The sequence below is a fragment of the Streptomyces niveiscabiei genome, assembly GCF_001419795.1.
Classification (GTDB): Bacteria; Actinomycetota; Actinomycetes; order Streptomycetales; family Streptomycetaceae; genus Streptomyces; species Streptomyces niveiscabiei.
The window spans coordinates 1-10,884 of record NZ_LIRL01000596.1; the positions used below are offsets into that span (position 1 = coordinate 1).

A 10,884-nucleotide genomic window follows, 5' to 3' on the forward strand; every position below is an offset into this window, starting at 1 on the left:
GGGTTTTCCGGGGGTGCGGTCCCTTGCGGCCACTGCTCAAGTAGCGGGAAATCAGCGGTAATTGGCTCCGGCGGTCGGACAATGGGCCGAGAAAGGGGGCGAGTTGATGGGAGTGAGTGGGCAAGAGGCGGTCTGGGGGGAGTGTTTGCGGCTCGGGCGGTGCCTGCTGCCGCTGGAGGACGTGGACTGGTGGCGGAGGGAGAGACGGTGGGAGGGGCTCCGGGCGAAGGGGATCGACGTGGAGTGGGGCGAGTTCGTGTTCGGGGTCCTCGCCGGGATGGTTTTTCACGCGGTGCTGCGGGACGCCGTCGCGAAGGGGGCGCCCTGTTCCCTCGCGACGCTCGACGAGGTGCCTCTGCGGACCGTCTCCGACGCGGTGAACGACCGCGCCTGCTGGACGCTCCTCGCGGGCGTGCCGACCGCCTTCGCGGACGAGGCCGTGGAGAAGGCGGTCCTCACGATCCGGCTGTGCGCGTACTCCACCCGGCAGCCGGCGCTCCGCCTGTTCTACCTGGCCCAGCACGTGCCGCGTGCGCTGGGCACGATCACCGCACGGACGTCGGCCCCCGACCCGACCTGCGCGGATCTGCGCCGCTGGGCGGGCCTGGATACGCGCTGAGGTCCCGCCCGGAGACCGGACGGGACCTCAGTACATGAGAGTTACGCCAGCAGCGCCGGGATCGTAGCCTCGTGTGCCTCGCGCAGTTCGGCCAGCGGGAGGGTGAACTCGCCCTGGAGTTCCACCGTTTCGCCGTCGACGACGCCGATGCGGGTCACCGGCAGGCCCCTCGCGCCGCACATGTCGTTGAAGCGGACCTCCTCGGAGCGGGGGACGGAGACGACCGCCCGTCCTGCCGACTCGGAGAAGAGGAAGGTGAACGCGTCCAGGCCGTCGGGGACGACCAGGCGGGCGCCGATGCCGCCGAGCAGGGCCGACTCCACGACCGCCTGGACGAGCCCGCCGTCCGACAGGTCGTGCGCGGCGTCGATCATGCCGTCGCGGGACGCGGAGATGAGGATCTCGGCGAGGAGGCGCTCGCGCTCCAGGTCGACCTTGGGCGGCAGCCCGCCGAGGTGGTCGTGGACGACCTGGCTCCACGCCGAGCCGCTGAACTCCTCGCGGGTGTCGCCGAGGAGGTAGAGGAGCTGGCCCTCTTCCTGGAAGGCGACGGGCGTGCGGCGGGCGACGTCGTCGATGACGCCCAGCACGGCGACGACCGGCGTCGGGTGGATCGCGGCCTCGCCGGTCTGGTTGTACAGGGAGACGTTGCCACCGGTGACCGGCGTCCCCAACTGCTGGCAGCCATCGGCGAGTCCACGCACGGCCTCGGCGAACTGCCACATGACAGCGGGGTCTTCGGGCGAACCGAAGTTGAGGCAGTCGGACACGGCGAGCGGCTTCGCGCCGGTCGTCGCGACGTTCCGGTACGCCTCCGCGAGCGCCAACTGGGCGCCCGCGTACGGGTCCAGCTTGGCGAAGCGGCCGTTGCCGTCCGTCGCGATGGCCACGCCGAGGCCGGTCGCCTCGTCGATGCGGATCATCCCGGAGTCCTCGGGCTGGGCCAGCACCGTGTTGCCCTGCACGAAGTGGTCGTACTGGGAGGTGATCCAGCTCTTGGACGCCTGGTTGGGGGAGGCGACCAGACGGAGCACCTGCTCCCTCAACTCGGCCCCGCCTGAAGGCCGTTCCAGCTTCTCCGCGCCGTCCGCCTGAAGCGCGTCCTGCCACGAGGGGCGGGCATAGGGGCGCTCGTACACGGGGCCGTCGTGCGCGACCGTGCGCGGGTCGACGTCGACGATCTTGCCGCCGTGCCAGAAGATCTCAAGCCGGTCGCCGTCCGTCACCTCACCGATGACCGTCGCGATGACGTCCCACTTCTCGCAGATCGCGAGGAACCGCTCGACCTTCTCCGGCTCCACGACCGCGCACATGCGCTCCTGCGACTCGCTCATGAGGATCTCCTCGGGCGAGAGCGTGGAGTCGCGCAGCGGTACGTCGTCCAGGGTGACCCGCATGCCGCCGGAGCCGTTGGACGCCAACTCGCTGGTGGCGCAGGAGAGTCCGGCCGCGCCGAGGTCCTGGATGCCGACGACCAGCTTCTCGGCGAAGGCTTCGAGCGTGCACTCGATGAGCAGCTTCTCCTGGAAGGGGTCGCCGACCTGGACCGCCGGGCGCTTCGAGGGCTTCGCGTCGTCGAAGGTCTCGGACGCGAGGATCGACGCGCCGCCGATGCCGTCGCCGCCCGTGCGGGCCCCGTACAGGATGACCTTGTTGCCCGCGCCGGACGCCTTCGCGAGGTGGATGTCCTCGTGCCGCATGACACCGATGGCACCGGCGTTGACCAGCGGGTTGCCCTGGTAGCAGGCGTCGAAGACGACCTCGCCGCCGATGTTCGGCAGGCCCAGGCAGTTGCCGTAGCCGCCGATGCCCGCGACGACGCCCGGCAGGACGCGCTTGGTGTCGGGGTGGTCGGCCGCGCCGAAGCGCAGCGGGTCGACGACGGCGACGGGCCGCGCGCCCATCGCGATGATGTCGCGGACGATCCCGCCGACGCCCGTGGCCGCGCCCTGGTAGGGCTCGACGTACGAGGGGTGGTTGTGGGACTCGACCTTGAAGGTGACCGCGTAGCCCTGGCCGACGTCGACGACGCCCGCGTTCTCGCCGATGCCCACGAGCAGCGCGTCGGACTGGGGGGCCTTCTCGCCGAACTGGCGGAGGTGGACCTTGGAGGACTTGTACGAGCAGTGCTCGGACCACATGACGGAGTACATGGCGAGTTCGGCGCCGGTCGGGCGGCGGCCGAGGATCTCGACGACGCGCTCGTACTCGTCCTTCTTCAGGCCGAGTTCGGCCCAGGGCAGCTCGACGTCGGGGGTCGCGGTCGCGTGCTCGACCGTGTCCAGAGGCGTGCGGCTCATGCGTTGACCAGCTTCTTGAGGATCGAGGTGAAGAAGGGGAGGCCGTCGGTGCGGCCGGTGCCGACGAGGGGCTCGACCGCGTGTTCGGGGTGCGGCATGAGGCCCACGACGTTGCCGGCCGCGTTCGTGATGCCCGCGATGTCGCGCAGCGAGCCGTTGGGGTTCAGGTCCAGGTACCGGAACACGACCCGGCCCTCGGCCTCCAGCTCGTCGAGCGTGCGCTCGTCGGCGACGTACCGGCCGTCCATGTTCTTCAGCGGAATGTGGATCTCCTGGCCCTGCGTGTAGTCGCCGGTCCAGGCCGTTTCCGCGTTGTCCACCCGGAGTTTCTGGTCCCGGCAGATGAAGTGCAGGTGGTTGTTGCCGAGCATCGCGCCGGGCAGGAGATGGGCCTCGGTGAGGATCTGGAAGCCGTTGCAGATGCCGAGGACCGGCATACCGGCCTTCGCCTGCTCGATGACCGTCTCCATCACCGGGGAGAAACGGGAGATCGCGCCGGCCCGGAGATAGTCGCCGTAGGAGAAACCGCCGGGAAGGACGACCGCGTCGACCTGGTGGAGGTCCTTGTCCTTGTGCCAGAGCGCGACCGGTTCGGCGCCGGCGAGGCGGATCGCGCGCTGGGTGTCGCGGTCGTCGAGACTGCCCGGGAAAGTGACGACGCCAATACGAGCGGTCACTTGGCCGCCTCCGCGACTTCTTCGACCTTGACCGTGAAGTCCTCGATCACGGTGTTGGCGAGGAAGGATTCCGCGAGATCGTGGATGCGGGCGAGGGCGGCCTCGTCCACAGGTCCGTCAACTTCCAGTTCGAATCGCTTTCCCTGGCGGACGTCCGAGATGCCTTCGAAACCCAGTCGCGGCAGTGCGCGCTGCACCGCCTGGCCCTGGGGGTCGAGGATCTCCGGCTTGAGCATGACGTCGACTACGACGCGTGCCACGGGCACTCCCGGTGGTGTGGTGCTTGGGTTCCTGCGGCTGTTCCGGCAGGTGGCTTCAGACTACCCGTACGAAATTTCTACGCGGGTAGAGTTGTAGGAAGCTACGTGATCGCCATCACGATCCGGTATCGGACGGGGGCGTTCGGGAAAAGTTACGGGAAAGATCTCCGATCGACCCCTGACAGGTATTGCGCACCTGACACGCGGGAAGATTTAGTCGGCTTCACTTTTTATTACTGGGCGCTGTACCGTACAAAAAAATTGGCATTTTCAGCCGAAGGGACCGATATTCGTGGCGCAGAAGGTCGTGGTCACTCTCTTTGACGACATCGACGGCTCGGAAGCGGCGGAAACGATCGCGTTCGGGCTCGACGGCAAGTCGTACGAGATCGACCTGAATGAAGCCAATGCCGAGAAACTGCGTACCGCGCTCGCGCCGTACGTGGAGGCCGGCCGCAAGCGGTCGCGTTCCGGCAAGGCGTACAAGCAGACGGAGGTCGCCCCCGACCCGTCCGCCGTCCGGGCCTGGGCCCTGGCGAACAAGTTCGACGTACCGGCCCGCGGCCGGATCCCCAAGAAGGTGTACGAGGCGTTCGCCGAGGCGCAGTAGCCCGGCCGTCGGCTGCCGCCGGGCCCCCTCAGGAGGGCCTGGGGGCAGCCGACTTGCGTTACCCCCCTCTCGATCGGCTAATGTCTGGAGCACGCCGCCGGGCACGGGAGAAAAACCCAGGCCAGGCAGGTTGTGCGGGTGTAGTTCAGTAGCAGAACATCCCCCTTCCAGGGGGAAGGCGCAGTGTGCAATTCCTGTCACCCGCTCTGCAACGCCGTACTGATCATGCTTGTGGGTCAGGTAGGGTGGTGCTTGCGCCGATCGGTGGGAGCCGATCGGATGCTTTGCGGACGTAGCTCAGTTGGTAGAGCGCAACCTTGCCAAGGTTGAGGTCGCGAGTTCGAGCCTCGTCGTCCGCTCAGGGTCAAAGGCCCGGTTCTTCGGAACCGGGCCTTTTTCGTGCCCTGTTCAGGTGTCTGACATTTGTCATGCCGGGCGGTGACATCGCGCACTGCCGTCCCCTCTCCCCGCGCGGGACGCTGAACACATGAACGCCAAGGGGACGAAAGAACGCGTGATCGAGGCCGAGGGCCTCCGGCGTGTGTACGGGGGCGGGTTCGAGGCGGTCCGCGGAGTGACCTTCCACGTCGACCGGGGCGAGGTCTTCGCGCTGCTCGGCACCAACGGGGCGGGCAAGACCTCGACCGTGGAGCTGCTGGAGGGGCTCGCGCAGCCGAGCGGGGGGCGGGTGCGCGTGCTCGGGCACGATCCGTACACCGAGCGGGCCGCCGTCCGGCCCCGGACCGGGGTCATGCTCCAGGAGGGCGGATTTCCCTCGGAGTTGACCGTCGTGGAGACGGCCCGGATGTGGGCCGGGTGCGTGAGCGGGGCCCGACCCGTCGGTGAGGCACTGGAGTTGGTGGGGCTCGGCGCCAAACACCGCGTACGGGTCAAGCAGTTGTCCGGCGGTGAGCGGCGGCGCCTCGACCTCGCGCTCGCGCTGCTCGGCAAGCCGGAGGTGCTGTTCCTCGACGAGCCGACGACCGGGCTCGACGTCGAAGGGCGGCGCGACACCTGGGAGTTGGTGCGGGCGTTGCGGGACTCCGGGACGACCGTGCTGCTCACGACGCACTACCTGGAGGAGGCCGAGGGCCTCGCCGACCGGCTCGCGATCATGCACTCGGGGAGCGTCGCCGTGTCGGGCACGCCGGCCGAGGTGACCGCCTCGCAGCCGTCCCGGATCTCCTTCGAGCTGCCAGCCGGGTACTTCGTCGGGGACCTGCCGCCGCTCGCGGAGCTCGGGGTGAGCGGGCACACCGTCGAGGGGGACCTCGTCCGGCTGCGTACGCACGACTTGCAGCGCACGGCGACCGGGGTGCTGGTGTGGGCGCGGGACGCCGGGGTCGAGCTGAGGCGGCTGGACGTGCGGTCGGCCTCGTTGGAGGAGGCGTTCCTCGGGATCGCCTCGGAGCGCAAGGAAGGGGTGTCGGTATGAGCGGGGTCGCGACCACGACGCCGGCGGGGCGGATGAAGGCGCTCGCGCAGGCCGAGTTCACGTTGCTGGGGCGCAGCAAGAGCATGATCGTGACGGCCGTGCTGGTGCCGCTGATGCTGCCGTTCAGCCTCAAGGCGTTCACCGACGACAAGATGCTGAAGGAGACCGGCCTCGACATCGGGCAAGTGCTGCTGCCTGCCGGGATCGGGTTCGCGCTGCTCTTCGGCGTGTACTCGACGCTGGCCGGGATCTACACGATGCGGCGCGAGGAGCTGGTGCTGAAGCGGCTGCGGACCGGGGAGCTGCGGGACGGGGAGATCCTCGCCGGGTCGGCGCTGCCGATGGTCGCGACGGGGCTGGTGCAGTGCCTCGTCCTCATCGCCGGGTGCACGGTCCTGCTCGACATGGACGCCCCCAAGGCGCCCCAACTCGCCGTGCTGGGCGTGCTGTTGGGCATCGTGGTGTGTGCGGCGCTCGCCGCGGTGACGTCCGGGGTGACGAAGACCGCGGAGAGCGCGCAGGTCACGCCGATGCCGTTCCTGTTCCTCTCGATGATCTGCTCCGGGATTGCCGTACCGCTGGAGATCTTCCCCGACCGGGCCGAGTCCGTCTTGGAGTTGCTGCCGCTGTCGCCCGCGATCACGCTGATCCGGGGTGCCTGGACCGGCGAGGTGTCCGGTGTCGAGGCGCTCCAGGCGGTCGGTGTCGCAGTGGCCTGGACCGTCGCCGCCGTGTTTGCTGTGCAGCGGTGGTTCAAGTGGGAACCCCGGCGCTGAGGGACGGAAGAGCATGCGGGGCTGGTGGGGGCGGAAGAGCACGCCGGAGAAGTTCGACACGTACACGCGGTGGTCGGTCGGGTCGTTCGGGCTGATCGAGGTGTCCGGGGTGCTGCCGTCCCTCGGGCCGCTGGGGCAGGCGCTCGGCGGGGTGGTGCTGGCGCTGGTCGCGCTGCACGGGGTGGCCATCATGGTGGTCGTCTCGCGGGCCATGGACTGGCACCGGGGGGTGCGCGAGCAGCCCGTACGGCTGCTGTACGCGTTCGGCGCGCTCACCGCCGCCATCGGCCTCACCGCCCTCACGATCGACGCCTACGGGCCGGGCGGCGAGAAGGCCGGCGAAACCACCGGGGTCGTCTACGGCATCGTCATGGTCTTCGGCCCCGGCGTCCTCTGCTTCGGCCTGCGGGACCGCCGGCACATGTACGCGGTCGTCGGCGGCTTCGCCGTCGGTTCGGCGCTGGCGCTGCTCGCCTTCGGCAACCCCTGGCTCGCCGCGCTGGTCGTCGCCGTGGTCGTGTTCCTCGCGGCCTCTCTCTGCGCGGCGGTCGGCGTCTTCTCCATCTGGATCACCAAAGCCGTGTACGAACTCGACCACGCCCGCGAGGCCCAGGCGCGGCTCGCCGTCGCCGAGGAGCGTCTGCGGTTCGGGCGGGACCTGCACGACGTCATGGGCCGCAACCTCGCCGTCATCGCCCTCAAGAGCGAGCTCGCCGTGCAGCTCGCGCGGCGGGGGCGGGCGGAGGCCGTCGAGCAGATGATCGAGGTGCAGCGGATCGCGCAGGAGTCGCAGCGGGAGGTGCGGGAAGTCGTCCGGGGGTACCGGGAGGTCGACCTCGGGGTCGAACTCCTCGGTGCGCGGGGGGTGTTGAGTGCCGCCGGGATCTCCTGCGAGGTGCGCGGGGAGGTCGGGGAGCTGGCCGGGGAGGTGCAGTCCGTGCTGGGGTGGGTCGTGCGGGAGGCCACCACCAACGTGCTGCGGCACGGGGACGCTCAGCGGTGCCGCATAGGGCTCGTCGTGAGCGGTGAGCGGGTCGTGCTGACCGTCGAGAACGACGGGGCGTCCGACGCGGTCGGGGAGGGTGGGTCAGGGCTCGCCGGGCTGCGGGAGCGGCTCGCGTCCGTCGACGGGACGCTGGAGGCCGGGCTCGTGAAGAGCGGGGTGTTCCGGGTGGTGGCTACAGTGCCGGTTTCTGTGAATGAGGTCACTTCATGACTGTGCGGGTGCTGCTCGCGGACGACGAGCATCTGATCCGGGGTGCGCTCGCCGCGCTGCTGTCCCTGGAGGACGACCTCGTCCTCGTCGCGGAGGCCGCGAGTGGGCCGGAGGCGCTCGCCATGGCTCTGGCCCATGAGCCCGACGTCGCCGTGCTCGATCTTCAGATGCCGGGGGCAGACGGTGTGAAGGTCGCCACATCTCTCCGTACGGAGCTGCCGTCCTGCCGGGTGCTGATCGTGACGAGTCACGGGCGCCCTGGGCATCTGAAGCGGGCGCTCGCCGCCGGGGTGCGGGGGTTCGTGCCCAAGACCGTCAGCGCTCAGCGGCTCGCCGAGATCATCCGTACCGTGCATGCCGGGAACCGGTACGTGGACCCGGAGTTGGCGGCCGACGCGATCTCCTCCGGGGATTCGCCGCTGACCTCCCGGGAGGCGGAGGTGCTGGAGCTGGCGGCCGACGGGGCGCCGGTCGCGGAGATCGCCGAGCGGGCGTCGCTGTCCCAGGGGACCGTGCGGAACTATCTGTCGTCCGCCGTGTCCAAGTTGGGGGTGGAGAACCGGCACGCGGCTGTGCGGATCGCCCGGGAGCGGGGTTGGGTATAGTTGGGCTCGCGCTTCGGCGCAGTGCGGACGTAGCTCAGTTGGTAGAGCGCAACCTTGCCAAGGTTGAGGTCGCGAGTTCGAGCCTCGTCGTCCGCTCAGGGTCAAGGGCCCGGTTCCTCGGAACCGGGCCCTTTTCGTGGCTGCTGCGCTACTGCCAGGTCTGGCCCGTCAGCACCTCGTACGCCTCGATGTACTTCGCGCGCGTCGCCTCGACGATGTGCTCCGGGAGGAGCGGCGGGGGCTGCTCGCCTCGGCGGTCCCAGCCGGACGCGGGGGACGTCAGCCAGTCGCGGACGAACTGCTTGTCGTAGGACTCCTGGGCGCGGCCCGGCTGCCACTGCGCGGTCGGCCAGAAGCGGGAGGAGTCCGGGGTGAGGACCTCGTCGGCGATGATCAGGGTGCCGTCCGCGTCGTGGCCGAACTCGAACTTCGTGTCCGCGAGGATGATGCCCCGGTCGCGGGCGATGTCGCGGGCGCGGCTGTAGACGGCCAGCGTCGCCTGGCGGAGCTGGGCCGCCGTGTCGGCGCCCACCTCGCGGGCGACCTCCTCGTAGGAGACGTTCTCGTCGTGGTCGCCGACGGCCGCCTTCGTCGCCGGGGTGAAGATCGGGGCCGGGAGTTCGCTGCCGTCGACCAGGCCCTCGGGGAGGGCGAGGCCGCAGACCGTGCGGGTCGCGTCGTACTCCACGAGGCCGGAGCCCGTGAGGTAGCCGCGGGCCACGCACTCGACGGGGAGCATCGTGAGGGATGTGCAGACCAGGGTGCGGCCCTGCCAGTCGGCGGGGGCGCCCTCGGGGACGTCCGTGCTGATGACGTGGTTGGGGACCAGGTCGGCGAGCTGGTCGAACCACCACAGCGAGAGCTGCGTGAGGACGCGGCCCTTGTCGGGGATCTCGCTGGGCAGGACCCAGTCGTACGCCGAGAGGCGGTCGCTCGCGACCATCACGAGGTCGCCCGCCTCGTTCTGGTACAGCTCACGCACCTTTCCGGTGTGCAGGTGGACCAGGCCCGGCACCTCGACGGGTTCGGGCTTTACTACGAATCCGGGCACGGTTCCTCCCCGTGGATCTGTACAGGTGCCTCGATTCTCCCGTATACGGTTTTCGGACCGCTCGGCGGGTCAGTCGCGCTTGCAGATCCGGTCCAGGAGATTCGCCGTCGCCCGCTGGATACGGGCGTCCACATGGCCGGGGCGGTCCAGCGCCGGGGACCAGGCGAAGGTGCCCGACGCGAAGACGAGGGCGCCGGAGGGGGCGCGGTACAGGGACGTCTCCTGGTGGCGGCGGGTGCCGCGGGCGTCGTCGTACGGGGAGTGCGCCAGCAGGACCCGCTCCTCGTGCTCCGGGAGCGCCGTACGGGGGAAGTAGCGGTCCGCCTCGCCCGCGACCAGGTGCTCGATCTCGTCGCCCTCGTGCGCGCCCGTCGCCTCCCACAGCCAGTGGTGGGCGTTGCGGACGATCATCGGGCGGGGGGCGGGGACGCGGCCCGCGTACTGGATGCCGAGGAGCTGCTGCTCGGGGCGGTCGATCTCGCGCCACAGCAGGGACTTGCCGGGGCCCTTCCTCTTCCTGCACGTCAGGAGGCGGGCGGGGGCGCCCGAGGGGGACGGGCCCAGCTCGACCTGCCAGTACATGGTGTTCGCGGAGAGGAAGACGAGGGAGGTGCCGGCGTCCCTCGCGAACTCCGTCGTCCGGCGCATGTTCGCGGACCAGTACTCGTCGTGGCCCGGGAAGATCAGGCCCCGGTAGCGGGTGGGGTCCACCGTTCCCGCGTGCAGGTCCCGCGCGTCGGCGTACGCCAGGTCGTAGCCGTAGCGCTCCGCCCAGCGGATGACGTCGTACGCGTGGCCGACGTGCAGGGGTAAGCCCGCGCCCGCGTACGGGCGGTCGAACGAGACCGTCGTCGCGGCGTCCGCCTCGCCCAGGAGGCGGCCCTCGTCGTCCCACGCGTGGTATAGGCTCGCGCCGGTGCTGCCGTCCTCCGGGTACAGGTTGTACGCCTGCCAGGTGACGTCCGGGAGGAGGAGCAGGAGGTCGGCGGGGCGGTTGTCGCGCACCGTGAAGGGGATGTGCGAGCGGTAGCCGTCCAGCGTCGTGAGGACCGCCACGTACGCTCCCACGTTCCAGTACGCCGGGACCTGGAGGCGCCAGCTGAGCCACCAGTGGTGGCAGGAGACCGTGCGGTCCGCCGCGAGGGGCGGGGGCTGGACGATGCCCGAGAGGCGGGGGCTCGTCGTGATCTTCGCGGCGCCCTCGCCGTTGTAGTGGCCGATCCGGTAGACGTCCACCGTGAACTGCTGGGGCGGGTCGACCGTGATGTGGAAGTCGAGGGCCTCGCCGGGGGTCACCGCGCCGGGGGAGGTGAAGCCCTTGATCTGGCGGTGCAC

Annotated in this window: 11 protein-coding genes and 3 tRNA genes; 9 read left to right on the forward strand and 5 right to left on the reverse strand. The window is 70.0% G+C overall.

Translation table 11 applies throughout. The features are described from left to right. Nucleotides 1-112 precede the first annotated feature (112 nt). Nucleotides 113-619 carry a hypothetical protein gene (locus tag AOK24_RS27405; protein ID WP_159052002.1) on the forward strand — a complete coding sequence of 169 codons (507 nt, stop codon included), beginning with the start codon at nt 113-115 and terminating at the stop codon, nt 617-619. 41 nt (nt 620-660) lie between these two features. Here the strand turns inward: AOK24_RS27405 and purL are convergent, their stop codons facing one another. Genes purL through purS form a run of 3 tightly spaced genes read right to left on the reverse strand, consistent with a single transcriptional unit; the run spans nt 661 to nt 3,856 of the window. Next, entirely contained in the window at nt 661-2,919 is a 2,259-nt protein-coding gene (purL, locus tag AOK24_RS27410) for a phosphoribosylformylglycinamidine synthase subunit PurL (protein WP_055722733.1), read from the reverse strand. Further along, nucleotides 2,916-3,596: a phosphoribosylformylglycinamidine synthase subunit PurQ gene (gene purQ, locus AOK24_RS27415; protein WP_055722734.1), complete on the reverse strand. Its 681-nt coding sequence runs from the start codon at nt 3,594-3,596 to the stop codon at nt 2,916-2,918. Before purQ ends, purL begins: the two co-directional genes overlap by 4 nt. Next, the gene (gene purS / locus AOK24_RS27420; protein ID WP_015659417.1) at nt 3,593-3,856 is read right to left on the reverse strand and encodes a phosphoribosylformylglycinamidine synthase subunit PurS; all 264 of its coding nucleotides are present in this window, start codon (nt 3,854-3,856) and stop codon (nt 3,593-3,595) included. The genes purQ and purS overlap by 4 nt, the downstream gene beginning before the upstream one ends. Before the next feature lie 292 nt (nt 3,857-4,148). Here purS and AOK24_RS27425 point away from each other — a divergent pair, with 292 nt between their 5' ends. From AOK24_RS27425 to AOK24_RS27460, 8 genes are all read left to right on the forward strand, one after another. Continuing rightward, complete coding sequence (locus AOK24_RS27425; RefSeq protein ID WP_055722735.1) at nt 4,149-4,466, forward strand: histone-like nucleoid-structuring protein Lsr2; 318 nt, start codon at nt 4,149-4,151, stop codon at nt 4,464-4,466. Nucleotides 4,467-4,600: 134 nt separating this feature from the next. Continuing rightward, nucleotides 4,601-4,672 (forward strand) — tRNA-Gly (locus AOK24_RS27430). Between the two features lie 80 nt (nt 4,673-4,752). Further along, nucleotides 4,753-4,825, forward strand: a tRNA-Gly gene (locus AOK24_RS27435). 128 nt (nt 4,826-4,953) lie between these two features. Then, nucleotides 4,954-5,901 carry an ABC transporter ATP-binding protein gene (locus AOK24_RS27440; RefSeq protein ID WP_055722736.1) on the forward strand — a complete coding sequence of 316 codons (948 nt, stop codon included), beginning with the start codon at nt 4,954-4,956 and terminating at the stop codon, nt 5,899-5,901. Continuing rightward, nucleotides 5,898-6,677 carry an ABC transporter permease gene (locus AOK24_RS27445; protein ID WP_055722737.1) on the forward strand — a complete coding sequence of 260 codons (780 nt, stop codon included), beginning with the start codon at nt 5,898-5,900 and terminating at the stop codon, nt 6,675-6,677. Before AOK24_RS27440 ends, AOK24_RS27445 begins: the two co-directional genes overlap by 4 nt. A gap of 13 nt (nt 6,678-6,690) precedes the next feature. Then, nucleotides 6,691-7,893 carry a sensor histidine kinase gene (locus AOK24_RS27450; protein WP_055722738.1) on the forward strand — a complete coding sequence of 401 codons (1,203 nt, stop codon included), beginning with the start codon at nt 6,691-6,693 and terminating at the stop codon, nt 7,891-7,893. Continuing rightward, on the forward strand, nt 7,890-8,498 hold the full coding sequence (locus AOK24_RS27455; RefSeq protein WP_055722739.1) for a response regulator transcription factor: 609 nt from the start codon (nt 7,890-7,892) through the stop codon (nt 8,496-8,498). Before AOK24_RS27450 ends, AOK24_RS27455 begins: the two co-directional genes overlap by 4 nt. Nucleotides 8,499-8,521: 23 nt before the next feature. After that, nucleotides 8,522-8,594 (forward strand) — tRNA-Gly (locus AOK24_RS27460). Nucleotides 8,595-8,646: 52 nt separating this feature from the next. Here the strand turns inward: AOK24_RS27460 and AOK24_RS27465 are convergent. Together AOK24_RS27465 and AOK24_RS27470 are read right to left on the reverse strand one after the other, a co-directional pair. Further along, nucleotides 8,647-9,549: a phosphoribosylaminoimidazolesuccinocarboxamide synthase gene (locus tag AOK24_RS27465; RefSeq protein ID WP_055722740.1), complete on the reverse strand. Its 903-nt coding sequence runs from the start codon at nt 9,547-9,549 to the stop codon at nt 8,647-8,649. Nucleotides 9,550-9,618: 69 nt separating this feature from the next. Then, nucleotides 9,619-10,884, reverse strand: a 1,266-nt coding sequence (locus tag AOK24_RS27470; protein WP_055722741.1) for a N,N-dimethylformamidase beta subunit family domain-containing protein, incomplete at its 5' end; no start/stop codon positions are given.